The sequence below is a fragment of the Prescottella subtropica genome, assembly GCF_005434945.1.
GTDB lineage: Bacteria > Actinomycetota > Actinomycetes > Mycobacteriales > Mycobacteriaceae > Prescottella > Prescottella subtropica.
In genome coordinates this window covers 376,508-401,053 of record NZ_SKCH01000001.1, presented here as the reverse complement: position 1 = coordinate 401,053, position 24,546 = coordinate 376,508, and the positions used below count along the sequence as shown (strand labels likewise).

23 protein-coding genes are annotated in these 24,546 nt (G+C 68.1%); 12 read left to right on the top strand and 11 right to left on the bottom strand.

Features of this window, described 5'->3' with window-relative positions; translation table 11 throughout:
- Window positions 1–17: 17 nt before the first annotated feature.
- A complete protein-coding gene (hsaA, locus tag E0497_RS01825) occupies window positions 18–1,184 on the bottom strand; it encodes a 3-hydroxy-9,10-secoandrosta-1,3,5(10)-triene-9,17-dione monooxygenase oxygenase subunit (protein ID WP_137723052.1) in 1,167 nt (388 codons plus the stop codon).
- 302 nt (window positions 1,185–1,486) lie between these two features.
- Here hsaA and E0497_RS01820 point away from each other — a divergent pair, with 302 nt between their 5' ends.
- From E0497_RS01820 to E0497_RS01805, 4 genes are all read left to right on the top strand, one after another.
- A complete protein-coding gene (locus tag E0497_RS01820; protein WP_137723051.1) occupies window positions 1,487–2,644 on the top strand; it encodes a 3-ketosteroid-9-alpha-monooxygenase, oxygenase component in 1,158 nt (385 codons plus the stop codon).
- Window positions 2,625–2,888, top strand: coding sequence for a hypothetical protein (locus E0497_RS01815; protein ID WP_137723050.1), 264 nt, complete (start codon window positions 2,625–2,627; stop codon window positions 2,886–2,888). The genes E0497_RS01820 and E0497_RS01815 overlap by 20 nt, the downstream gene beginning before the upstream one ends.
- Window positions 2,889–2,916: 28 nt before the next feature.
- Window positions 2,917–3,708 (top strand): SDR family NAD(P)-dependent oxidoreductase, encoded by a 792-nt coding sequence (locus E0497_RS01810; RefSeq protein ID WP_137723049.1) that lies wholly within the window; start codon window positions 2,917–2,919, stop codon window positions 3,706–3,708.
- A 247-nt stretch (window positions 3,709–3,955) separates the two neighbouring features.
- Complete coding sequence (locus E0497_RS01805) at window positions 3,956–5,101, top strand: alpha/beta hydrolase (RefSeq protein ID WP_170312830.1); 1,146 nt, start codon at window positions 3,956–3,958, stop codon at window positions 5,099–5,101.
- 70 nt (window positions 5,102–5,171) lie between these two features.
- Here E0497_RS01805 and bphC read toward each other — a convergent pair whose 3' ends face one another.
- The 4 genes from bphC to E0497_RS01785 form a co-directional block, all read right to left on the bottom strand.
- Complete coding sequence (gene bphC / locus E0497_RS01800) at window positions 5,172–6,077, bottom strand: biphenyl-2,3-diol 1,2-dioxygenase (RefSeq protein ID WP_137723048.1); 906 nt, start codon at window positions 6,075–6,077, stop codon at window positions 5,172–5,174.
- Between the two features lie 39 nt (window positions 6,078–6,116).
- Window positions 6,117–7,289, bottom strand: coding sequence for an acyl-CoA dehydrogenase family protein (locus E0497_RS01795; RefSeq protein WP_137723047.1), 1,173 nt, complete (start codon window positions 7,287–7,289; stop codon window positions 6,117–6,119).
- 312 nt (window positions 7,290–7,601) lie between these two features.
- Window positions 7,602–9,305, bottom strand: a complete 1,704-nt coding sequence (locus E0497_RS01790; RefSeq protein WP_137723046.1) for an FAD-binding protein — start codon at window positions 9,303–9,305, stop codon at window positions 7,602–7,604.
- A gap of 9 nt (window positions 9,306–9,314) precedes the next feature.
- Complete coding sequence (locus tag E0497_RS01785; RefSeq protein WP_137723045.1) at window positions 9,315–10,181, bottom strand: alpha/beta fold hydrolase; 867 nt, start codon at window positions 10,179–10,181, stop codon at window positions 9,315–9,317.
- Between the two features lie 269 nt (window positions 10,182–10,450).
- On the opposite strand from E0497_RS01785, the gene E0497_RS01780 reads away from it, so the two are divergent.
- A complete protein-coding gene (locus E0497_RS01780) occupies window positions 10,451–10,978 on the top strand; it encodes a flavin reductase family protein (RefSeq protein WP_137723044.1) in 528 nt (175 codons plus the stop codon).
- Between the two features lie 91 nt (window positions 10,979–11,069).
- On the opposite strand, the gene E0497_RS01775 is transcribed toward E0497_RS01780, so the two are convergent.
- Window positions 11,070–11,963 carry an IclR family transcriptional regulator gene (locus tag E0497_RS01775; RefSeq protein ID WP_137723043.1) on the bottom strand — a complete coding sequence of 298 codons (894 nt, stop codon included), beginning with the start codon at window positions 11,961–11,963 and terminating at the stop codon, window positions 11,070–11,072.
- Window positions 11,964–12,278: 315 nt separating this feature from the next.
- On the opposite strand from E0497_RS01775, the gene E0497_RS01770 reads away from it, so the two are divergent.
- A complete protein-coding gene (locus E0497_RS01770; protein WP_137723162.1) occupies window positions 12,279–13,160 on the top strand; it encodes a TIGR03619 family F420-dependent LLM class oxidoreductase in 882 nt (293 codons plus the stop codon).
- Window positions 13,161–13,194: 34 nt separating this feature from the next.
- The gene (locus E0497_RS01765; RefSeq protein ID WP_137723042.1) at window positions 13,195–13,680 is read left to right on the top strand and encodes a nuclear transport factor 2 family protein; all 486 of its coding nucleotides are present in this window, start codon (window positions 13,195–13,197) and stop codon (window positions 13,678–13,680) included.
- A gap of 74 nt (window positions 13,681–13,754) precedes the next feature.
- On the opposite strand, the gene E0497_RS01760 is transcribed toward E0497_RS01765, so the two are convergent.
- The gene (locus tag E0497_RS01760) at window positions 13,755–15,371 is read right to left on the bottom strand and encodes an acyl-CoA synthetase (RefSeq protein ID WP_137723041.1); all 1,617 of its coding nucleotides are present in this window, start codon (window positions 15,369–15,371) and stop codon (window positions 13,755–13,757) included.
- Between the two features lie 287 nt (window positions 15,372–15,658).
- Here E0497_RS01760 and E0497_RS01755 point away from each other — a divergent pair, with 287 nt between their 5' ends.
- The 3 genes from E0497_RS01755 to E0497_RS20370 all read left to right on the top strand — a co-directional run bounded on the left by E0497_RS01755 (window position 15,659) and on the right by E0497_RS20370 (window position 18,578).
- Window positions 15,659–16,600 (top strand): 3-oxoacyl-ACP reductase, encoded by a 942-nt coding sequence (locus tag E0497_RS01755; protein WP_137723040.1) that lies wholly within the window; start codon window positions 15,659–15,661, stop codon window positions 16,598–16,600.
- Window positions 16,601–16,812: 212 nt separating this feature from the next.
- Window positions 16,813–18,378: a GMC oxidoreductase gene (locus tag E0497_RS01750; RefSeq protein WP_479681061.1), complete on the top strand. Its 1,566-nt coding sequence runs from the start codon at window positions 16,813–16,815 to the stop codon at window positions 18,376–18,378.
- Between the two features lie 32 nt (window positions 18,379–18,410).
- Window positions 18,411–18,578, top strand: coding sequence for a hypothetical protein (locus E0497_RS20370; RefSeq protein ID WP_161987376.1), 168 nt, complete (start codon window positions 18,411–18,413; stop codon window positions 18,576–18,578).
- A 35-nt stretch (window positions 18,579–18,613) separates the two neighbouring features.
- Here E0497_RS20370 and E0497_RS01745 read toward each other — a convergent pair whose 3' ends face one another.
- Window positions 18,614–19,309 (bottom strand): helix-turn-helix transcriptional regulator, encoded by a 696-nt coding sequence (locus E0497_RS01745; protein ID WP_137723161.1) that lies wholly within the window; start codon window positions 19,307–19,309, stop codon window positions 18,614–18,616.
- A 73-nt stretch (window positions 19,310–19,382) separates the two neighbouring features.
- Between E0497_RS01745 and E0497_RS01740 the strand changes: the two genes are divergently transcribed.
- Window positions 19,383–20,120: an alpha/beta fold hydrolase gene (locus E0497_RS01740; protein WP_137723038.1), complete on the top strand. Its 738-nt coding sequence runs from the start codon at window positions 19,383–19,385 to the stop codon at window positions 20,118–20,120.
- A 17-nt stretch (window positions 20,121–20,137) separates the two neighbouring features.
- Here E0497_RS01740 and E0497_RS01735 read toward each other — a convergent pair whose 3' ends face one another.
- Entirely contained in the window at window positions 20,138–21,046 is a 909-nt protein-coding gene (locus E0497_RS01735; protein WP_137723037.1) for an amidohydrolase family protein, read from the bottom strand.
- Window positions 21,047–21,207: 161 nt separating this feature from the next.
- On the opposite strand from E0497_RS01735, the gene E0497_RS01730 reads away from it, so the two are divergent.
- Complete coding sequence (locus tag E0497_RS01730) at window positions 21,208–22,347, top strand: NADH:flavin oxidoreductase (protein ID WP_137723036.1); 1,140 nt, start codon at window positions 21,208–21,210, stop codon at window positions 22,345–22,347.
- 56 nt (window positions 22,348–22,403) lie between these two features.
- Here the strand turns inward: E0497_RS01730 and E0497_RS01725 are convergent, their stop codons facing one another.
- Window positions 22,404–22,928 carry a ribonuclease H family protein gene (locus E0497_RS01725; protein WP_137723035.1) on the bottom strand — a complete coding sequence of 175 codons (525 nt, stop codon included), beginning with the start codon at window positions 22,926–22,928 and terminating at the stop codon, window positions 22,404–22,406.
- 198 nt (window positions 22,929–23,126) lie between these two features.
- Complete coding sequence (locus E0497_RS01720) at window positions 23,127–24,500, bottom strand: esterase-like activity of phytase family protein (RefSeq protein WP_241665654.1); 1,374 nt, start codon at window positions 24,498–24,500, stop codon at window positions 23,127–23,129.
- Window positions 24,501–24,546: the final 46 nt, after the last annotated feature.

Below are 24,546 nucleotides of genomic sequence, written 5' to 3'. Positions count from 1 at the left end.
GGACGACCCGGTCGCACTCAGACCAGGTTGTCCTCGACCGGCAGCCCGAACGCGCCCCGCCCGTACAGGGAGAGGGCGCGTTCGGCGTCGTTGGCGACGTGCACGCTGCCCGCGTGCGCGTCCCGCCACGCCCGCTCGATCGGGTTGCCGCGGCCGAGCGAGTTGCCGCCCGCGGTCTTGAACAGCAGGTCGATGGCCTCGAGGGCCCGTTCGGCGGCCCGCACCTGGTCGCGGCGCACCCGCAGCCGCATGCTCATCGGCAGCGGCTCACCGGCCTGCGCCAGCTCGTACAACTCCCGGATGTTGCGGTCCATCTGCAGGATCGCCGCATCGATCTCCGACGACGCCCGCGCGACCGCGACCTGCGCGAACTGGTCCTCCGCGAACCGTCCACCACCGAGGCTGAGCCGGACCCGGTCGCGCATCGCGGCCAGATACTGCTCGTAGCAGCCGGCGACCGTCCCCACGACCGGGGCGGCGACGGTGCTCGTGAAGATCGCCGCGAACGGCAGCTTGAACAGCGGCGCCGTGTTCACCTTGTGGCCGGGGGCCCGCAGCTGCGCGACCTCGTAGTTGCGGATGGTCCGGTACTCCGGCACGAACGCCTTCTGCACGGTGATCTCGTTGCTGGCGGTGCCGCGCAGGCCGACGACGTCCCACACGTCGTTGATCCGGTAGTCGGTGCGCGGCACCATCACCGTCATGAAGTCGACGGGCCGGCCCTCGTCGCCGACGACGAGGCCGCCGAGCAGCGCCCACGACGCGTGGTCGCAGCCCGACGAGAACCGCCACGTCCCGCTCAGTTCGTAGCCGCCGTCGACCGGCACCAGCTCCCCGACCGGCGCGTACGCCGACGACACCAGCACCGAGCTGTCCTGCCCCCACACGTCGTCCTGCACGCGGGCGTCGAACAACGCCAGATGCCACGGGTGCACGCCGAGCACGGCCGTCACCCAGCCCGTCGACCCACACACTCCCGAGATCGCGCGAACCACCTCGTAGAACTCGACCGGATTCGATTCGAATCCGCCGTAGCGGGCGGGCTGGAGCATCCGGAACACCCCGGCGGCACTCAGATCCTGGATCGTCTGGTCGGAGACGCGACGGGATTCGTCGACGGTCTGTGCACGTTCGGCGATGGCGGGCAGCAACTCGCGGACCGACTGCAGAACCTCGCGGGCCATGTGGTTCTCCTCTTCGACCCCGGTCGGGTCGGCTGTCGCAGATGGGGGTCCTCGCATGGTAGGGCCGGAGACGAGCCGCCCGTCCCGTGGGAGTCCTGTTCGTACGAATCGGGCGGGCCGACGGTTCCGCCCTCCGACGGTCCCGGCCAGTGGGACCATGAAGTCCCGGGTGACCGCAGTCACCTACCGTGTCGGTCAGATGCCACAGGTGTGCATCCTGCACATAGGACGCCACCGGCGGCAGGCGCTCGATCTTCGAACGCTCTCGAACTCGACACGCATTCCCTGAAAGGACGGACGAAGTGACGCTCAAGTCCGAAGAAGCCGAAGTCCGCGAAATCGTCGCCGGCGACGCCCCCACCCGCTTCGCCCGCGGCTGGCACTGCCTCGGCCTGTCCGAGTCCTTCAAGGACGGCAAGCCGCACTCGATCGAGGCGTTCGGCACCAAGCTCGTCGTCTTCGCCGACAGCAAGGGCGACCTGAAGATCCTCGACGCCTACTGCCGTCACATGGGTGGTGACCTGAGCCAGGGCCAGATCAAGGGCGACTCCGTCGCATGTCCGTTCCACGACTGGCGCTGGGGCGGCAACGGCCGCTGCACCTCGATCCCCTACGCGCGCCGCGTCCCCCCGATCGCGAAGACTCGCGCATGGCCCACCCTGGACCAGGACGGCATGCTGTTCGTCTGGCACGACCCCGAGGGCAAGGCACCGACCGACGAGGACATGTACATCCCTCGCATCGAGGGCGCGCTGAGCGACGAGTGGTCCGACTGGGTCTGGTTCACCACCGAGGTCGACACCAACTGCCGCGAGATCGTCGACAACATCGTCGACATGGCGCACTTCTTCTACGTGCACTACTCGTTCCCGACGTTCTTCAAGAACGTCTTCGAGGGTCAGGTCGCCAGCCAGTTCATGCGCGGCACCGCCCGTGAGGACGAGCGCCCGCACGCCGCCGGCACCCCGAAGATGAAGGGCAGCAACTCTGCCGCGTCGTACTTCGGCCCGTCGTTCATGATCGACGACCTGGTCTACGAGTACGAGGACCACAACGTCGAGTCGATCCTGCTGAACTGCCACTACCCGGTCAGCCCGGACAAGTTCGTGCTGATGTACGGCATCATCGTCAAGAAGTCCGAGAAGTTCCAGGGCACCGCCGCCGCCGACATGGCGAAGAACTTCGGCACGTTCATCGCCAAGGGCTTCGAGCAGGACATCGCGATCTGGAAGAACAAGACCCGGATCGAGAACCCGCTGCTGTGCGAGGAGGACGGCCCGGTCTACCAGCTGCGCCGCTGGTACGACCAGTTCTACGTCGACCGCGCCGACGTGACGGCCGACATGACCGACCGCTTCGAGCACGAGATGGACACCACGAAGGCCGTCGCCGCATGGCGCAAGGAAGTGGACGCCAACCTCGAACGGAAGGCTCAGGAGAATGCAGCCGCTGGAGTGTGACCGCTGCGGGGCCTGCGTGCAGGTCCAGAAGCACAGCTGGGAACACACCGCCGTGCAGTGGAACGAGGCCGCCCAGCAGGCGTGCCAGGAGATCCACGAGTGGGTCGGCCGTGAAGGCCGGCCCGGCGCGCCGGTGATGCGATGCGAGTCGCTCAGTGCCACCATCCAGAAGGCGGCGCTCGACGGCCGTCTGGACATCACCAACGAGGACCCGGTGCCCACCCCGCAGGTCGTCGACCACTGAGTCGACCTGCCCACGAGAAGGATCGTTCATGATCGACAAGAACCAGTACGGCCCGTGGGCCGTCATCGCCGGTGGCTCCGAGGGTGTCGGCGCCGGTTTCGCCGACGAGCTCGCGCAGGCCGGTCTGAACCTCGTGCTCATCGCCCGCAAGCCGGGCCCGCTCGAGGAGACCGCGGAGAAGGTGCGCTCGCACGGCGTCGAGGTCCGCACCCTCGCGCTGGACCTGCTGGCCGCCGACGCGATGGACCAGATCCGCAACGCCACCGACGACGTCGAGGTCGGCCTGCTGATCTTCAACGCCGGCGCCAACAGCTACGGCCACGAGTTCGTCTCCGGTGACCTGTCGGGCTTCAACGGGGTCATCGCGCTCAACATCGGTAAGCAGCTCGAGCTGTCGCACCACTTCGGTGGGCTGATGAAGGAACGCGGCCGCGGCGGCATCATGCTGCTCGGGTCGCTGGCCGGCTACATGGGCTCCGAGCACCAGAGCATCTACGCGGCGTCGAAGGCGTTCAGCCGGGTGTTCGCGGAGTCGCTGTGGCTCGAGCTCGAGCCGTACGGCGTCCACGTCGTCGAGTTCATCCTGGGTGTCACCCGCACCCCGGCGATGATCCGCGCCGGCCTCAACTTCGACATCCCGGGCATGATCGTCCAGGAACCGGAGGACGCGGCCCGCGAGGGCCTCGAGCACCTCGCCGACGGCCCCGTGTGGGTTGCGGGCGGCAACTACGAGGCTGCGGTCAAGCGCAGCGGCTTCCCCCGCGACAAGATGGTCAAGGGCGCGGCCGAGGCGATGCGCAAGCTCCTCAACCGCAAGTAGATTCACGTGTACGGCTGTGGCCGCGACCCGCGAGGGTCGCGGCCACAGCCGTCTTCGCATCCGAACTGGTCACCGGACCGTTGCACGGCCCCGGCGAGGTGGTGACACTGATCCGCTCGTGCAGGATTCCAGCCGTGACCCGGAACATATCCTGCGCGAATCGACTTCACGAGCAGGTCCGGCGCGGTACCTTACGGTGCATTTTCGTTCCTGAGCTTGGCTTCCCGACCGATGGGGGTTCGTACTGATGTGGGGTTCCGATCCGATGCGCACGTCGCTGCGCCGAGCCGGGCGCGGCGCGCTCGGCCTGTCGCTCGCCGTGCTGGCCGCCCTGCCGCTGGCCGGCACGGCCGTCGCCTCCCCCGGCAGTGCAGGCAGTTTCGGTAGCGCCGCCGGATCCAGCGGCGCCAGCTCCGACGGCGGCAGTGTCAGCGCCGGCTCGCTCATCCCCGGCCCGTGGCAGAACGAGCATCCGCCGCTGCCGGAACTGCGGGACGACATCACCACCGCCGCGATCGTCCATGAGGAACAGAAGACGGATCGGCTGGTCCGCTTCACCGTGGCCTCCCCTGCCCTGCACCGCGAGGTCGGTGTGGAAGTGCTGCTACCGAAGGACAACTCGGTGCCACGACCGTCGATCTACGCGCTCGAAGGTGTCGACGCCGGCGAGGACACCAGCGGCTGGGTGACGATGGGCGGTGTCCCGGAGTTCTTCGCCGACAAGAACGTCAACGTCGTCATGATCAACGGCGGCGTGTCCGGCATGTACACCGACTGGGATCGCATCGATCCCGGTGTGGGACTGCACAAGTGGGAAACCTTCATCACCGAGGAGCTGCCGCCGCTGCTGGAGGAACGACTGAAAGCCAACGAGACCAAGTCGCTGCTCGGCCTGTCGATGGGCGCGCAAGGCGCGATGATGCTGGCACACCGGCATCCCGGCATGTACCGCGGCATCGCCGTGTTCAGCGGCTGCTACTCCACCACCGACGACCTCGGCCGGATCAGCGTCCAGTCGACGGTGTCGTCGCGCGGCGGCGACCCAGCCAACATGTGGGGCGAGATCGGCGGCCCCGAATGGGCGGCCCACGACACCGTCCGCAACGTGGACGCGTTGCGCGGCATGGACATCTACGTCTCCACCGCCACCGGTATCCCCGGCAAGTACGAGACACCGGGCGCGTCGGACTTCGTCGACCGGGTGTTCATCGGCGGGCCGATCGAGGCGATGTCCAACGCGTGCACGCAGCGTCTCGGCGCCGCCCTGTCCCGCGCGAAGATCCCCGCCACCGTCGACTACGAGATGCAGGGCATCCACGGCTGGTCGTACTGGCGGGACCGGCTGCCGAAGGCGTGGCCGACGCTCGCGAAGTCGCTGGATCTGCCGGCCTGACACCGGTCGCCGCACGAAAGGGGCCCCGCACGGATGATTCCGTGCGGGGCCCTTGTCGGGTTCCTGGTGATCAGGCCTTCGGGATGAACGCCTTCAGCGGTTCGGAGGCCGACCAGTCGTGGCCCCAGTAGCTGTCGGCGGTGATCTCTTCGGCCGTGTAGTACCGCTCGTCGACGAGCGAGCCTTCGGTGCCGAACTCGAGGTCCCAGCCGCCGGGGGCGCGCACGTAGAACGACACCATCTTGTCGTTGGTGTGGCGGCCCAGGGTCGACGAGATCGTGAAGCCGAGCTTCGCGACGCGGTCGAGTGCCTGGCCGACGGCGTCGAGGGTGTCGACCTCCGTCATGAGGTGGACCATGCCGGGCTCGTCGCTCTCCGGCGCCGGGCACAGCGCGAGGCTGTGGTGGCGCTGGTTGACGCCGAGGAACCGGACGCGGTTGACGCCGTCCTGCAGGCGGACCGCGCCGCGCGGCAGGAAGCCGAGCACCTCGGTGTAGAAGGCGTACGACTCGGCGAACTTCGGGGTCGGCAGCACGACGTGGCCGAGGCCCTGGTCGCCGGTGATCCAGCGGCCACCGAACGGGGTGACGATCGGGCTGTGGTCGAGGACCGGTCCGAAGAACACCTCGACGCGGGTACCGGCCGGGTCGTCGAACGCGATGACCTTCTCGGCGTCGCGGTACAGCGATTCCTCCGCGGAGAGGACGTCGACCTGGACGCCGGCCTTCTCGACGGCCTCACGGACACGCTCGAGGGCGAACTCGTCACGCACCTCCCAGCCGACGGCGAGGGCCTTGTCGGACTCGCCCGGCAGGACGACGAGGCGGGCACGCCGCTCGTCGATCCGCAGGTACAGGCCGTCCTCCTCCGGGCCCTGGCCGACCGACATGCCGAGGCCGTCGACGACGAGCTCGCGCCAGCGGGCCACGTCCTGCGTCTGAATCCTGAGGTATCCGAGACCCCGAATTTCCGTCATATCAATCCGTCCCTGAGTGTGGAATGCAGAGGGCTGCGATCAGATCATCGAGCGGTGGACGCCCTGCGGCTCGCCACCGAGCTGCGTGAGCGCCGATGCGTGGTTGATCGAACCGGGCACGTGGATGGCGTGGGTGAGGCCGACGTGCGCGTCACGCCAGAAACGCTGCAGCGGCAGCGTCACCTTCATGGCACCGCCACCGGCGCGGGCGAAGACCTCGTCGAGGGCGCTGACGGCACGCCACGCGGCGTTCGTCTGGGTGCGGCGACCGATCGCCCGCTCCTCGAACGAGATCTTCTCGCCCTTCTCGGTCTTGTCCCAGAACCGGTCGACGGTCTCGAGGATCGCGACCCGCGACGCATTGATCTCGTCCGCGGCCTGACCGATGGCGTACATGACGTACGGGTCGTCCTTGATCGGGATGCCGGTGACCGCGACGCGCTCCTTCTGCATGGCGATGTACAGGCCGAGTCCGCCCTCGGCCATGCCGATCAGCGACGACGAGATACCGAGCGGGAAGATGCACGAGAACGGGAACTTGTACAGCGTCTCGTCGCGGCCGGCGTGTGCGGCGCCGTTGCCCTGCAGGACGATGTCGGCGTCGATCGTGCGGTACTCGGGCAGGAACGCATCCTTGACGACGAAGTCCTTCGAGCCGGTGCCGCGCAGGCCGACGACGTTCCAGCTGTCGTGGTCGACCGTGTAGTCCGACTTGGGGACCAGCACGTGCAGGTTCTTACCGGTGCGCTTGCCGTCCTTGTCGCCGAGAGCGGCGCCGATCATGACCCACTCGCAGTGGTCGTTGCCGGTGGAGAACGACCAGCGGCCGTTGAGGATGTAGCCGCCGTCGACGGGGACCGCGACACCCATGGGGGCGTACGGCGAAGCGATCCAGGTGTTGACGTCCTCGCCCCAGACCTCCTGCTGCGCCTTGGGATCGAAGAACGCCATCTCCCACGGGTGCACGCCGACGATGCCGGAGACCCAGCCGGTGGAGCCGTCGATGGCGCCGATGCCCATCGCCGTCTCGGCGAACTCACGCGGGTGCGCCTCGAGGCCGCCGAACTCCTTCGGCTGCAGCATCCGGATGACGCCGGAATCACGCAGACGCTTCGCGTTGCCGTCCGACAGGCGCATGAGCTTTTCGCCCTCGACGCCCTCGGCGCGGATCTCGTCCGCGAACTGCATGATGTTGTCCAAAACCTGACCCATGGCTAACCAGCCCTCTCTGTGTCGATCCCACGGCGACGCGGGTCAATTCTCACGGACGGACCCACTGCGTTCCAGAGCAATTGGTCTCTTTGTCCTCCCGCTCCGCATCCGGTCGGTGACCGGATGCGGAGTGGGGGTCAGCGTGTGCCGAAGCGCGCCGGAGCGTGTCGGCCTCGCACTGATCGTGTCTCGAACGGTCCCAGGAACGGGATCGGGGATCACGACCTCTCCCGCTCAGCGGGACTGGGATCCGACCACGTCAGAGCCGGTTTCCCAGTCCCACTGAATGACCACGGGAGTTCCGTGAACCTACTACTTGCCGGCCGTCGCCGACAGGCGGTCGGTGATGTTGTCGGCGACGTAGTTCGCGGCCACGTAACCGAAGATCATCGACGGGCCGATGGTGGCGCCGGCGCCGGCGTACTCGTTGGCCATGACGGAGGCGGCGGTGTTGCCGACCGCGAACAGACCGTCGATGGCCGAGCCGTCCTCACGCAGGACGCGGGCCTCGGCGTCGGTCATCAGACCGCCCTTGGTGCCCAGGTCGCCGGCCTCGATGCGGACCGCGTAGAACGGGCCCTTGGTGATCTCGTCGAGTGCCGGGTTCTTCATCGTCGGGTCGCCGTAGTACTGGTCGTACGCGCTGTCGCCGCGGCCGAACTCCTCGTCCTTGCCGGTGCGGGCGTACCCGTTGAACCGGTCGACGGTCTCGAGCAGGTTCTGCGGCGGGACACCGATCTTCTCGGCCAGTTCGCTCAGCGAGTTCGCCTTGTGGACGATGCCCTCGTCGTAGAAGCCCTGCGGGAACGGCATACCCGGCAGGACCTGCGCGAACGGGTACCGCGAGCGGGCCTTGCTGTCCATGACGAAGTAGGCCGGGACGTGGCCGCCGTCGATCTGGTCGTGCACGAAGTTGACGTACGGCGCCGACTCGTTCGTGAAGCGCTTGCCGTCCTTGTTGACGATCACCGAGGGCGGGATCGACCGCTCCGACACCAGCGGGATGACCGCACCCATCGGGTGCTTCACCGACGGCATCCACCAGGCGTCGTCCATGAGGTCGACGGCCGCACCGAGCTTCTGGCCGGCGACGATGCCGTCACCGACGTTCTCGCGGGCGCCCATGCTGATGTTGTCGACACCGTTCTGCGGCAGGTACTTGGCGCGCATCTCGTTGTTGTGCTCGAAGCCGCCGGTGGCGAGCAGGACACCCTTGCGGGCGCCGACGCGCACCTTCTTGCCGTCCTTCTCGACGACGGCGCCGACGACCGCACCCTTGCTGTCGGTGATCAGTTCGGTCATCGACGTCTGCAGCCACAGCGGGACGCCGGCGTCCTTGAGTGCCATCCGCATGCGGGCGACGAGCGCACGACCACCGGTGGACATGTGGCGACGACGGACCACGTTCGACGCGACACGCCACGCGGCGACCATCGAGGCACGGCGGCCACGCCACGTGCGCTTGACCATCGCGAGGTCGTGGTAGTCCTTGCCGGTGACCCACAGGCCCAGCGGGCCCTTCATGCTGTTGGGGCGCTGGAACTTCTCGTCGTCACCGAGCTTGCGGGTGTCGAACGGGGTGCACTCGACGGTGCGGCCGAGGGGTCGTCCGCCCTCGAGTTCCGGGTGGTAGTCGGAGTAGCCCTTGACCCAGTAGAACTCGACGTGCGGGCTGCGCTCGAGCAGTTCCATCATCTTCGGGCCGTTGTCGATGTAGGCGTCGAGACGGTCGCCGGCGACCTTGTCCTCGGTGAGGATGTCGAGGTAGCGGCGGATCGACTCCTTCGAGTCCCTCGGCGCACCCTTGCGCTGCAGCACGGGGGCGTTGGGGATCCAGATGCCGCCACCGGAGATCGCGGTGGAGCCACCGAACGTCTTGCCCTTGTCGACGATCAGCGCCGACATACCCCGGTCGGCCGCGGTGATGCCGGCGACCATGCCGCCGCCACCGCTTCCGATGATCAGGAAGTCGACGATGGTGTCGAAGTTCTCATTGCCGGCTTTCTTGTCTGCCATGGGTTTCGCCTACTTCTCGTCACGCAACAGGAAGGCCAGGACCGTGGCGATCCAGGCGTCCCGCGCCTCGATCATGGTCCAGTGGCCGCACTTGGGGAACACGTGGAATTCCGCGTTCGGAATGTCGCGCATGGGCAGCAGGCCCATGTCGACGGGGCTGACGCGGTCGTCGCGACCCCAGGTGATCAGGGTGGGGGCCTTGATCTTGCCGAACTGGGCCCAGTACGGGGCGACGTCGGACTGCGCGGCGGCCGCGCCCATCGCGGCGAACGCCTTGGAGCTGTACATGCGGCGCGCGATCTCGAGCGTCTTCGGCTCGGTCGCGAGTGCCCAGCGCTCCTCGATGAGCTGCTCGGTCACGATCGCCGGGTCGTAGACCATCGACGTCAGCCAGCGGATCAGGCCCTCACGGGTCGGGTTGTCGGTGAACTCCATGAGCAGCTTGATGCCCTCACCGGGGGCGGGCGAGACGACACTCTTGCCCATGCCGCCGATCGAGACGATCTTGTTCACCCGATCGGGGTGCGACATCGCGAACCGGCCGGCGACGATGCCGCCCATCGAGTTGCCGATGACGTGGACCTTGTCCAGGCCCAGCCCGTCGAGGAATGCCGGAACCGCGGCGACGGCCTCGACCATCGGATGGCCGTCGCACGGGTCGGAGACGCCGAAGCCGGGGAACTCGAGCACGTAGCAGCGGAAGTGCTTCGCGAAGTCCGCGAGCACGCCGCGGTAGTTGCGCCAGCCGGTGACACCGGGACCGGATCCGTGCAGCAGCAGCAGCGGCGGCCCGTCCCCGGCCTCGTGGTAGCGCAGCACGCCGTTGTCGGTGTGCAGTTCCTTCAGAGTGTCCTCGTAGCTCAGCTCAGTAGTCATCGTCGCCTCTGCGTAGTCGCCAGTGTCGTCCGGGTCCGCAACTGTCGGTGGGGTCCGGTGGAGTCACAGCCCATCCGGGCGAAGGGTGCCAGCCCGCACGGACGGCGGCCATCACCCATCCCGATCAGCGAGACCCTCCCGGCTTCCACGGGCCTCCCGATGTCCGTTTCCGCTCAACGAGACCGCAGTTCAGGACGCATATCCGGCGACCATACGCTCGCCGTCATCAACCAGTTGTCCCGCTCGAACAGTTCCGCAGGAGGTGGCTTATGACCGCAGAGACGATTGCACGCCCGACCACGGCAGGCTCGTGTGCTCCGACGCCCGACGAGATGCGTCGCGTCATGGGCCAGTTCGCGACCGGCGTGACCGTCGTGACCGGTATCGACGAGGAGGGCCCGATCGGGTTCGCCTGCCAGTCGTTCGCGTCGGTGTCGCTCGAGCCGGCCCTGATCCTCATCTGCGCCGACCACCGGGGCCGTGCCTGGCCGCGGATCCGCGAGGCCGGCCGTTTCTGCGTCAACGTCCTGCACGAGGACCAGTCCGAGCTGTGCGGCCGCTTCGGGTCCAGCCGCGGCCGCAAGTACGAGGAACTCGACTGGGAGCTGTCCCGCTGGAACACCCCGTCGCTGCCGGGCGTGCTGATGCGCGTCCACGCCGAGGTGGAGAACGTGCACGTCGCCGGCGACCACGACGTCATCATCGCCCGGGTCCTCGAACTCGACACCGTGTGCGAGGAACGCCCCATGGTGTTCTTCCGCGGCAAGTTCGGCATCGAAGCACCCGCGCTCGTCTGACGCACGGAACCGCTGAACGGGAAACGGCGGCACGCTCCGAAGCCGGATGCGTGCCGCCGTTTCCCGTTCGGCGTTACAGGATCGGATCCCGCTAGATCCACTGACCGCTCTGGATCGACAGCAGCCGGTCCATCGCGTCGGCCGACCACGTGTCGGCGGGGGTGGCGGCGGCGCGGCGGCCGCGGCGCGGCTGACCGAGCTCCGGGTACAGGGTGCGGGACACCTCACGGGCGGCGTCGACGACGAGCGGGGCGACGCGCTCGAGCTGCGCGGTGCGGGCGTCGCCGCACAGCGAGATCCCGGCGACCGGGCCGTCGTGACCACGGATCGCGACACCGACGCATGCGACGCCGCGGACCGATTCGCCGCGCTCGAACGCGAGACCGCGGCGCTGCCGGATCCGGTTGAGTTCCTGGTGCAGGGTCGCGATGTCGGTGATGGTGCGGTCGGTGCAGCGACTGAGCCGCTCCTCGTACAGACCGTCGACACGCTCGGGGTCGAGCCACGCGAGCATCGCCTTGCCACCGGCGGTGGAGTAGGCGGGGCCACGTCCACCGACCCGTGACGGCAGGGTGGTCGCGAATCGTCCGCCGACCTTGTCGAGGTAGATGCTCTCGCTGCCGTCGAGGACCGCGAGGTGCACGACCATGCCGGTCTGCATGTGCAGTTCGTGCAGCAGCGGGGCCGCGGCGGCACGGATCTCGCTGTGACCGCCGTCGCCGCCGCCGAGACCGAGTGCGCGGCGTCCGAGGCAGTACCCGAACGACGCGTGCTCCACCCAGTTGAGCCGGACGAGTTGGTCGAGGATGCGGTGCACCGTCGAACGCGGCAGCTGGGTCCGGCAGGCCACCTCTTCGAGCGTGAGCCGGGATGCGCGGCCGTCGAATGCGTCGAGGATGAGGGTCATGCGCTCGACCATGGACGGGGGCAGTTCGCGGCGTGCCGCGGGAGCGGCTACGGCCTCACTGGGATCGACGATGGTCATCGACACCTCCAAAACAGCGTCCGCGCCCCTGATCGGAGGGGCGGTGCGATGCAAAATTGAAATGAATTCTGACAGGTTAGCAGGTCCATCCCGCTGGGCGGGAGTATTTGTGGACGAATCTCACAGGACCACCCACGGACCCGGCCGGATCGGACACCGCCATCATGGCCGGTGCGGCGCCGATCCGCACCCTCGGAGGCAACGTGCGATCGGCTCCGGCACGTTCCCGGTGAACGGAAGAACCGCAGCGAACCACCCGGCCCACCCGGTAGAAACTGAGGCGATGCCGCTCGACCCAGCAACGGAGGCGCAGTGATGCACATCGGAATCGTCTCCCCCATCGTGGTCCGGCTTCCCGGCGCCCACGCGGAGTGGGAGCGCACCGGCGGGATCGACGATCTCGCCGCGATCGCCGAGACCGCCGACCGGCTCGGTTTCCACCACGTGACCTGCAGCGAACACGTCGCCGTGCCCGTCGACGTCGCCGAGAGCCGCGGCGGCACGTACTGGGATCCGCTGGCCACGTTCGGCTACCTCGCGGCCCGCACCACCCGGATCCGGCTGGCCACCCAGGTCCTCGTCCTCGGCTACCACCACCCGCTCGAGATCGCCAAGCGCTACGGCACCCTCGATGTCGTCAGCGGCGGACGGCTCGTCCTGGGTCTCGGAGTGGGCACGCTGAAGGAAGAGTTCGATCTGATCGGCGCCCCGTTCGAGGATCGTGGCGCCCGCGCCGACGACGCGCTCGCCGCACTGCGGGCGGGCCTGTCGCGCCGGGTGCCCGAGTACCACGGCACGTTCTACGACTTCCAGGACCTCGTCGTCGACCCGCACGCCGAGCAGGACCGGGTGCCGCTGTGGATCGGGGGACGCACCCTGCGGTCGCTGCGCCGCGCGGTCACCCACGGTGACGGCTGGGTGCCGTTCGGGCTGCGGCTCGAGGAACTCCAGACGATGCTCGGCAAGGTCGACGTCCCGGACCGCTTCGAGGTGGTCCTCAGCGCCGGCGGCCCCCTCGACCCGCTCGGCGACCGGGACCGCACGGCCCGCGCCCTCGAACGCCGCCGGGACGCCGGCGCCACCGTCGCGAGCGCGTCGATCGCCTCGACCGGGCCCGCGCACTTCCGTGAGCAGCTCGAGGCGCTGCGCGATCTGGGTGTCGAGCTCGGGCTCGCGTTCGAGCCTCCGCACCGCTGATTTCCACCTCCACACCGACGCACTAGGAGATTCGATGACCGATACCGCCGCACTCGTCCAGTCCCTGCTCGAGCGGGTCCAGTTGCTCGAGGACAAGCTCGCCATCCAGGAGCTCATCACCGCGTACGGCCCGGCCGTGGACGCCGGCCAGGCCGAGAAGGTGGGTGCGCTGTGGACCGAGGACGCGGTGTACGACGTCGACGTGCGGATGATGGACGGTCGCGAGGAGATCATGGAGATGGTCCGCACCAGCCCGCACCAGGACTACATCAAGGGCGGCTGCGGTCATCTGCTCGACCCGATGCACATCGTCGTCGACGGCGACACTGCGATCGTGACGTGCCATTCGCAGCTGCTGCGCCGCAACACCGACTCCGATTCGTTCCGGGTGTGGCGGGTGACCGCGAACCGGTTCGAGCTGGTCAAGGTCGACGGCGAGTGGAAGATCGCGCGCCGCACCTCGCGGGCCCTCAACGGCAGCCCGAAGGCCGTCGACCTGCTGGCCCGCGCCGGCAGCTGACCGCTTCCCCGTAACCGCAGAACGGCCCGCCCCTCCGGATGCGAGGGGCGGGCCGTTCGTGTGTCAGGACCGGATCAGCCGGCAGCCTCGAGCGTGGTCTTGGCCCACCGGTAGTCGGCCTTGCCGCTGGGCGAGCGCACGACGTCGGGGACGACGACGACGGTGCGCGGCACCTTGTAGCCGGCGATCTTGGTGCGGCAGTGTGCGATCACCTCGTCCTCGTCGAGGTCGTCGACGCCGCCGCGGGCCGAGATGACCGCGGAGACCCGCTGCCCGTAGGTGGGGTCCGGGATGCCGGCGACGAGCGCGTCGAGCACGTCGGGGTGGCTCTTGAGCGCCTCCTCGACCTCCTCCGCGTACACCTTCTCGCCGCCGGTGTTGATGCACGACGAGCCGCGGCCGAGGACGACGATGGTGCCGTCCGCCTCGACGCGGGCGAGGTCGCCGAGCACGGACAGTCGCACGCCGTCGACGACCGGGAAGGTGGCCGCGGTCTTGACCGGGTCACCGAAGTAGCCGAGCGGCACGTGCCCGGCGCGGGCCAGGTAACCGACGTTGTCCGAGCCGGCCTCGATGGTGGAGAAGTCGGTGTCGACGACGCGGGCCTTCGGGGACGGCGGCATCCGCAGCAGTCCGTCCTCGTCCTTCTTGAGTTCGCCGTCGTTGCCGGACTCGGACGAGCCGAACGCGTCCCGCAGGTACGTGTTGGGCAGCAGCTTGCCCAGCTTCTCCCGGACGCTGGCCGACCACAGTGCGCCACCGGAGCCGATGATCCACAGCGTGCTCAGATCGAACCGGTCGCCGTGCTCCTCGATCGCGTCAGCGAGCGGGCGGGCGATGGCGTCGCCGACCACCATCACGACGTTGATCTTGTGTTCGTGGACGAGTTCGAGTGCGGTGACCGGCTCGTACTTGGGCATGAGAACCTGCTTGGAGCCCATGAACATGCAGGTGAACAGCGAGTACGACGCCGCACCGTGCATCAGCGGCGCGGTGACCAGGTACGTCATGGAGAACTGGTTGGCGGCGGCGGCCGCGCCGAGCTCCTCGGGGGTGAGGATCGGGTCGCCGCCCATGACGGCGCCGCCGGACAGGGCCGCGTGGTAGAAGTCCTCGTGCCGCCACATGACGCCCTTGGGCATGCCCGTGGTGCCGCCGGTGTAGATGATGTAGATGTCGTCGTCGGAGCGCTCCGGGAAGCCCCGCTCGGGCGACTGGTCGGCGACGGCCTTGTGGTAGTCGGCGACGGACACCCCGGCGGTGGCGGCGGCGTCGGCGAGCGCCGGTCCGGCCGGCTCCCCGACGAGCACGATGTGCTTCAGCTCGGGGCAGGTGGGCAGCACCGCGGCGATGGTGTCGCTGAACTCGCCGTCGGCCACGACGGCCTTCAGCTTCGCATCGTTGTACAGGTACTCGAGTTCGGCGTCGACGTACCGGAAGTTGACGTTCACAGGGACGGCCCGCACCTTGAGGCAGCCGAGCAGCGCTTCGACGAACTCGATGCTGTTGCGCGCGTGCAGGCCGACGTGGTCACCCGGCTGCACACCCTGCGAGGCGAGGAAGTGCCCGATGCGGTTGGCGCCGGCGTCGAACTCGGCGAACGTCCGCGACTCGGAACCGCACGCGAGTGCAACCTTGTCCGGGATGGCGTCGACCACCGCTTCCGTCAGATCCGCGAGATTGAGTGACATGACTGGCCCTTCAGGTGGTTCGCACTACGAATAGAGTGCGTTCTACCACAAATCGGACGCTTGTGTGCTGGGCATCACAGCGGGTTTGGTAGAACATATTTCGGTATTGCGCACCGGAACGAACCGATGGGTCACCCCGGCGGTGGCGGTGTGAACGGTCGAGGTGCACGTCATCCGTGGCGGGCCGCGTCGACGACGCCGGTCGCAGTCAGTGGGAACCCGTTGCAATTCGACTAGAATGAATACTAGTTTTTAGGGAACTGCACGAAAGGTAAAAGGAGCCTGACATGGTGGAGAATCTGAGCTTGGCCGGTAAGACGGCCATCGTCACGGGCGCGGGTGCGGGCCTCGGCCGCGCCGAAGCCCTCGGCCTCGCGCAGGCCGGCGCGGCCGTCGTCGTCAACGACATGGGTGCCGCCGCGCACGACGTCGTCGACGAGATCAAGGCCGCCGGTGGGCAGGCCCTCGCGATCACCGGCGACGTGTCGGACTGGTCGCTCGGCGAGCGCATGGTCGCCGAGGCCGTCGCGAACTTCGGTTCGATGGACATCCTCGTCAACAACGCGGGCATCCTCCGCGACAAGATGATCTTCAACCTGTCCGAGTCGGACTGGGACGACGTCATCCGCGTCCACCTCAAGGGTCACGCCGCCACCTCGCACGCCGCCGCGGTGCACTGGCGGGCCGCCAGCAAGGCCGCCGACGCCCCCGTCTACGGCCGCATCATCAACACCTCGTCGGAGGCGTTCCTGTTCGGCGCCGCCGGCCAGCCCAACTACTCGGCCGCCAAGGCCGGCATCACCGCGCTGACGCTGTCCAGCGCGCAGGGCCTGTCCCGCTACGGTGTCCGCTCCAACGCGATCTGCCCGCGCGCCCGGACGGCAATGACCGCCCAGGCGTTCGGCACCGAGGACAACAGCGGCACCCAGGGCCTCGATCCTCTCGCCCCCGAGCGTGTCGCCACCCTCGTCAACTACCTGGCGTCGCCGGCGTCCGACGAGATCAACGGCCAGGTCTTCGTGGTCTACGGCAAGATGGTCGCGCTCATGGCCGCACCGCAGGTCGAGAACCGTTTCGACGCCGCAGGTTCGGAGTTCTCCGTCGAGGAGCTCGCCGGCCAGATGACGCCGTACTTCTCGGGCCGTGGCCCGTACGAGACCTACGCCGCCTACGGTGTCGCCGGCCTCGAGAAGTTCGCGCTCGCCACCGAGGCCCCCGTCGAGGCCTGATACGCGACAACCATCCGGGGTGTACCAATTTTCCGGTACTGCCTCGTAACCTCCTCTGTCGGCGGTATAACGCTCGCAGCCTGCACAGCTGTCCAGGCAACCGAACAAACCGCCGACAGAGGAGACACATGTTCGAAAACCGGGCGAACAAGACTGCTGCAACTCGGGGGGTTGCATCCGTCTCACGCCGCCGATTCATCGCCGGAGCGGGCGTGGCCGCGGGAGCCGTGGCGCTCTCCGCAACCTCGGCCACCGCCTCCGCCGCACCCCGCCGCGCGCTCTCGGACGGCGACCGTATTCCGGCACTCGTGATCGGCAGCGGATACGGTGGCGCAGTCGCCGCCCTCCGCCTGACACAGGCAGGCATCCCCACCCAGATCGTCGAGATGGGCCGCAGCTGGGACACCACCGGCGGCGACGCCTTCTGTGGCATGCTCAACCCCGACAAGCGCTCGATGTGGTTGTCCGACAAGACCGCCCAGCCCGTCAGCAACTTCATGGGCTTCGGCATCGACAAGAGCATCGACAAGTACACCGGCGTCCTCGACTGCGAACGCTTCGGCGGCATCAGCGTCTACCAGGGCCGCGGCGTCGGCGGTGGCTCGCTCGTCAACGGCGGCATGGCCGTCACCCCGAAGCGCGCCTGGTTCGAGGAGATCCTGCCCTCGGTCGACGCCAACGAGATGTACGGCACCTTCTTTCCGCGCGCCAACACCGGACTGGGCGTCAACAACATCGACCAGTCGTGGTTCGAGTCGACGCCGTGGTACCAGTTCGCCCGCACCGGCCGCAAGACTGCGCAGCGCTCCGGTTTCAACACTGTGTTCGTGCCCAACGTGTACGACTTCGACTACATGAAGAAGGAAGCCGCCGGGCAGGTCACCAAGTCGGGTCTCGGCGGCGAGGTCATCTACGGCAACAACCACGGCAAGAAGTCCCTCGACAAGACGTACCTCGCGCAGGCCGCCGCGACCGGCAAGCTCACCGTCACCACGCTGCACCGCGTCACGCAGGTCGCGCCGGCGTCGGGCAGCGGCTACAGCGTCACGATGGAACAGATCGACGAGCAGGGCAACGTCGTCGCCACCAAGACCGTCACCGCCGACCGGGTGTTCTTCGCCGCCGGCAGCGTCGGCACCAGCAAGTTGCTCGTGGCGATGAAGGCGCAGGGCCACCTGCCGAACCTGCCGTCGCAGGTGGGTGAGGGCTGGGGCAACAACGGCAACATCATGGTGGGCCGCGCCAACCACGCGTGGGACGCCACCGGCTCCCAGCAGGCCACCATCCCGACCATGGGTATCGACAACTGGGACGACCCCACCGCCCCGATCTTCGCCGAGATCGCCCCGCTGCCCGCCGGCCTCGAAACGTTCGTCAGCCTGTACCTGGCGATCACGAAGAACCCGGAACGTGCCCGCTTCCAGTTCAATTCGGGCACCGGCAAGGTCGACCTCACCTGGGCGCAGTCGCAGAACCAGGTCGGCATCGACATGGCCAAGAAGGTCTTCGACAAGATCAACAAGAAGGAAGGCACGATCTACCGCACCGACCTGTTCGGCCTGTACAAGACGTGGGGCGACAACTTCACATACCATCCGCTCGGCGGCTGCGTCCTGAACAAGGCCACCGACAACTACGGCCGCCTCCCCGGCCACCCCGGCCTCTACGTCGTCGACGGCTCCCTCGTCCCCGGCAACGTCGGCGTCAACCCGTTCGTCACCATCACCGCACTCGCCGAACGCAACATGGCGAAGGTGATCGCCGAAGACCTGAACTGACGCAACACCTTCCGCACCCCTGTCGGTGAGATATGTTCACCGGCGGGGGCGCGGTTCGTCAGCACACCTCCGCGGCAAGCGGTTTCACGATTCCCGGCAGCTCCACCTTCGCGGCTGCGCTCGCCACCATCGGCCTGCTGCCGAACCAGCACGCAATCCTCTGCAGGCTGTACGGCCCGGCCGATCCGGATGCCGGCTGAACGTACCGACCGGGGACGTTGATCGAGTACCTCACTCACCCTTGACTGTTCACGGGCCGTGCTGTCTCCGGCGGGGTTCCGATCTCGTCGATACCGTGGCCGCTGCAGGCGATGGTGGTGACGCCGGCGCGCTCGATACGGGACACGAGGAACCACCGCATCCCGTCGCGCAGCCTGCACCACCCGATCAGGTACCAATTGCCGTTCGTGTAGGCGAACATCACCGGCTCGACGTCCCGGGTCGTCGTGTCGCCGTCACGCGAGGTGTAGCGGATACGCACCACCCTCTGCTCGGCCATCGCTTCCTCCAACGCCGACTTGATCGCTCGCGGAGGAGGAGAAGGAGCGTCGACCCAGATGCGACCGGCCAGTTCGTCGGCCTTCGTCCGGGTCCGTGGATCGAGCACGTCCATGATCTTCCGCACGCCCGCCGAGGCGAGATCGGCGTAGGGGGCGTCGGGTGCGGCGGAGACCGCCGCGAGGAGCGCCACTGCCTGCGCCGGGGTCAAGGTGACCGGGGGCAGGGCGCCTCGGGCGACCAGTCCGTAGCCACCACCGGGGCCCGGGCGCGACCAGATCGGCGCGCCACTGTTCTCGAGTGCGGTGAGGTCTCGCTTGACCGTTCTCACGGACACGCCGAACTCTTGTGCCAGGCGCTCGGCAGTGCATCCACGCGGTCCGCTGCGTCGCAGCATCTCGGACAGGGCGTGGAGCCGTTCCGCCCTCTTCATGTCCCGACCCGGCAAAAAATCATGCCAGAAATGGTGACATACCGTTGTCCGGGTGGTGCGGGAGCATCGTGGTGTGACGAACAATGCGAGTAGCCCGACCATCGTCCTGATCCCCGGCCATTGGCTGGGAGCCTGGGCGTGGGACGAGGTGCTGGAACACCTGACCGCTGACGGCCGGCGAGCCATCTCGATGACGCTGCCCGGCCTCGATGAGCGGGACCCCGAGCGGGCGTCCAGGACGCTCGACGACCAGGCGGCGGCGATCGCGCAGACCATGACCCAGGCTGAGGCTTCCGAGGCCCGACCCATAGTCATCGTGGCGCACAGCGGAGCCAACGCGCCGGTGAGCCTGGTGCTCGATCGGCACCCTGAGCTTGTCCGCCGGATGGTGTGGGTCGACAGTGGACCCGTCGCGTCCGGCAGTGTCTTCGCCCCGGATACGCCCGAGGATCTGGTCGAGTTGCCGCTGCCGCCCTTCGACGTGCTCGGGGAGCAGGCCAGCCTCGAGGGCTTGAGCACCGAGATTCTCGAGCGTTTTCGAGCCCGGGCCGTTCCGGAGCCCGGTCCCGTGCTGCGCCGACAAGTGGAACTCACCAACGATGCGCGTCTGGCGGTCCCGACCACTCTGGTGTGCTGTTCGATCCCGAGCGCGCAGCTCATGGAGTTGGCCGACGCGGGTCATCCCATGTTCGCCGAGGTGTCGAACCTCGACCATGTCGACCTCATCGACCTCCCGACCGGGCATTGGCCCATGTGGAGCCGCCCCGGCGACCTCGCCCAGATCCTCGCCGCAGCAGCGACTCGGGGTTGAAGCACCGGGCAGTACAGCTAACCGAGTCCGAACAGCGTCGCCGCATTGTGGTGGACGACGCCGCGCACCCAGTCGTCGCCGAGGTCGAAGCGCTCGAGTGCCTCGAGGGCGTCGAGGTAGCGGTAGGGGATGTTGGGGAAGTCGCTGCCGAACAGGATCTTGTCGCCGAGGTCACGGAGGCGGGGGACAGCGTCGCGGGGGAACGGGGTGGCCGATTCGGTGAAGTCGGTGAACGCCATCGTGGTGTCGAGGCGCACCCTCGGGTAGTGCTCGGCGAGGTCGAGGAAGTCGACGTATTCGGGCAGGCCCATGTGGGCGACGATCAGCGGGAGCCGCGGGTAGCGGGCGAGCAGGGCCGCGATGCGGTCGGGGCCGGTGAACCGTCCGGGGGCCGGCCCGGAGCCGCAGTGCATCACGATCGGGGTGTTCGCGTCCCCGAGGATCCCCCACACCGGGTCGAGCAGCGGATCGTTCGGGTCGTAGTCGCCGACCTGGATGTGGGACTTGAACACCCGCGCCCCTGCGTCGAGGGCGTCCGTGACGTAGCCGGGGGCCGACGCCTCCGGGTAGAACGTCGCGGTGTGCAGGCAGTCGGGGGTGCGGGCCGCGAAGTCCGCCGCCCACTGGTTGAGCCACGCCGCCATGTCCGGCTTGTGCGGGTACAGCATCGACGTGAAGCGTCGTACCCCGAAGGCCCGCAGTTGGTCGACCCGCGTCTGTTCCTCGGCGCGGTACCGGATGGGCCAGTGCCGGCCGGTGAGCGGGCCGGCGGAGTCGAAGTACGCCCACACCTTGTCGAGGACGTTCTGCGGCATGAAGTGGGTGTGCACGTCGATCAGGGATTCCAACCCCAGCCGCTCCCGGAACGCGGCCACGTCGGCCACCTCGGACGCCCGGTCGGGTGTCGTCTCCACCGGTTCGCACATGGGCGTCCCCTCTCCGTCGAAGCTCGTGCAGGCGTTGCCGCCGACCCTAGCCGCGAGCGGCTCGCACTGGGTGAGACCTCGGTTTGACGGCCCGGAACACACCTGGAACTCTACCTAGCAATTGCTTGGTTAAAGGACGATCCCGAGAAGGCACTGACGACATGACCACTTCATCTCCCCTGTTCCAGCCGCTGACGGTCCGTTCCCTCGAACTCGCGAACCGCATCGTCATGTCGCCGATGACGCGCTCCTACTCGGTCGACGGCATCCCCGGCGACGACGTCGCCGGCTACTACCGTCGCCGCGCCGAGGGCGGCACCGGCCTGATCGTCACCGAGGGTGTCGCGATCGACCACCCGAGCTCCGTCGACAACTCCCGCGTCCCCCGCCTGTTCGGTGACGACGCCCTCGCCGGCTGGCGCACGGTCGTCGACGGTGTCCACGAGGCCGGCGGCAAGATCATCCCGCAGCTGTGGCACGTCGGCCCGCTGTGGGGTGCGATGGGCACCGTCGATCCCGCGATCAAGCCGATGCGTCCCTCCGGCGAGTGGGGACCGCTGGGCACCACGTCGTACCCGGAGTCGTACACCTCGTGGGCGCAGCAGGCCACCGAGGCGATGACCGAGCAGGACATCGCGGACGTCATCTCGGCGTTCGCCCGCGCCGCCCGCAACGCGATCGACGTCGGCTTCGACGGCATCGCCCTGCACGGCGGCCACGGCTACCTGCTGGATTCGTTCCTGTGGGCCGGCACCAACAAGCGTGACGACAACTGGGGCGGCGACATCGAGCGCCGCACCCACTTCCCCGTCGCGGTCGTCGAGGCGATCCGCGCGGAGATCGGCGACGACTACCCGATCTTCTACCGCTTCTCGCAGCACAAGCAGCAGAACTACACGGCCCGCATCGCCGAGACCCCCGAGGAACTGAAGATCATCCTCGGTGCACTCGCCGACGCCGGTGTCGACGTGTTCGACGCCAGCATCCGCCGCTTCGACTTCCCCGCCTTCGAGGGCAGCGAGCGTTCGCTGGCCGGCTGGGCCAAGGAGGTCACCGGCAAGATCACGATGGCCGTCGGTAGCGTCGGCATCGGAAAGTCGCTGCGCGACAGCCGTATCGAAGGCTCGGCACCCGTCGTCGACAACATCCCCGAGCTCGAGAAGCGCATCGGTGGCGGCGAATTCGATCTCATCGCGATCGGCCGCCTGCACCTCGCCGACCCGGCCCTGGCATCGCGCCTGCGCGCCGGCGAACCGCTCCCCGAGTTCGTCCGCGAGGTCCACGAGGGCTCGCTGACGTAAGTGGTGCTGTGCGCCTTTTTGGTAGTGGCAACTACCAAAAAGGCGCACAGGTGGCTTCAGAACAGTGTCATCTCCGGCTCCGGTGCCCGCTCGGGTGCCGGGGCCGGTGTCGTCGTGGCGAGGCCACGCCACGGCCGTGCCGCGGCCGGGTCGCTGCGGACAGCTCGGGCGGCCTCTCCTGCCAACTGGTCCGCTATCTCGTTGAAGTGGTTTCCGACGTGCCCGCGCACCCACCGGAACCGCACCGGGCCGGACCGCTCGGTGATGGCCCGGTCGATGTCCTGCACCAGTTCGAGGTTCTTCACCGGCGCCCCCGACGACGTCTTCCAGCCCTTGCGCTTCCAGCCGGGTAGCCATTCCGACGCACACTTGATGGCGTACTGCGAGTCCGATTCGATGACCAGCGGTTCCTCCCCCGGATGCGCGACGATCGCTTCCACCAGCGCCCACAGTTCCGCGATCTGGTTGGTACCGGAGACATCGCCCCCGGAGTCGCTCGGCCCGTCGTGCTCGACCCACGCCCACCCGATCGCGCCGCCGGGATTCTTCAGGCACGAGCCGTCCGTACTCACGATGATCACGGATGTGAACAATAGGCGCCTCCCTCCCCTGTGCGCCTTTTTGGTAGTGGGCGCTACCAAAAAGGCGCACAGGGGAGCAGCGCCCACCCTGGCCGGTATGCAGCGCGAGGTGGTCACGGCGCGGCCTGTGGACCTGGTGTCGACGTTGTCGCTGCGTCGTCGGGGCCGGTCACGGACCGGCGGCAGCCTTGACGCCGTCTACTCCGCGGGCAGCTTCGTCGTATCGACGACGAGGATCTCGGTGGTGTCCTGGGTGCCGTCGGCGAGGATCTTCGGTTCGAGGGTGTACGGCGGGGTGTCGTTCGCCAGGCCGACGAGCCCGAAGTCGCTGTCGTTGACGATGTACAGCGTCCTGCCGCCGTCCGGGGTGACGATGCCTTCGACCTTGTCGTGACCGTAGATCTCGCCTTTGGGGTTCATCCGGTCGACGAGTTTTCCGAGGTCCAGTGCGACCGTCTTCGTCACCGGGGTGACACCGACCTCGGTCAGTTTCCGTTGTGCCGTATCGGAATCGGTGACACCGACGATCGTCTCGACGGCCCGCCCACCGATCAGCAGCCCGCCGCCGTCGGCGCGGTATTCGGTGTTCGGGACGGTCGCGTCGGGGCCGATGTCGGTGGCGTCGGCCGTGTCGATCCGGTAGATCACCTTGTTCGCGCCGGGGGCGAGTTTGCCGTCCCGTTCGACGACGAGGAACTCGGTGGCGCTCAGTGCGGTGATCGCCGAGACCGCCTTCTTGGTGTCCTTCGGATTGTCGAGTACGTAACCGAATTCTTCGACGGCCTCGGTGTTCAGGTCGACGGTGACGATCCGGGTCAGCGGCACGCTCTTGGCACTGCCGTCGAGTCCGGGGGCACGCAGCCCGGACTGCATCATGCCGACCAGGGTGGTGCCGTCCGGGGTGATCGTGAGTCCCTCCATGCCCTGGTTCGGGGTGCGCAGCGCCAGTTCTGCCGGCAGCCCGTGGCCGGGGGACAGTCGTTCGATCTCCTTGCCCTGCGCATCGAAGTGGACGAGGAACGGACCGTATTCGTCGGAGATCCAGAAGGTTCCGTCGGGCAGCGCCACCAGTCCCTCCGGGTCGAAGCCGTGGTCGGACTGCGGCAGGACGGTGCCGTTCAGGTCGACGATCGTCTCCCCGGTGGTGGCGCCGGGATGCACCTGGCCGTCGAAGCCGGCACCGTCGGGGCCGGTGAGATCGATCGTGCCCAACAGTTCCGCGGTGCCACCGGAGAGTCGGAACCGTCCGATCTGCGGCACGAAATCCGGTGTGGGTTCCACCTTCTGCCCGTCCACGACACCGTCGACGTTCGGCCCGCGGTCGGTCAGACCGTAGAACTCGTCCGTCGTCCCCGGCACCGCGGCGAGCGCCGAACCGTAGGCGCTGGCCTGGATCGTGACCCCGCCGATCTCGGCGAGCGGCGCGATGTCGGTGGTGTACACGGCGACACCGGGCGGCAGCGCACTCGCCGACGGCTCCACCTCATCCGCCGTGTCGGCACCGCTCGAGCAGGCCACGAGTGTCAGGGCGGCGGCAACGGCTACGGGCAGGACGCGCAGGTTCGCTTTCACGAGGACTGTGTCTAACGGTGCAAGATGACCGGTGGGTGGCCGGGCG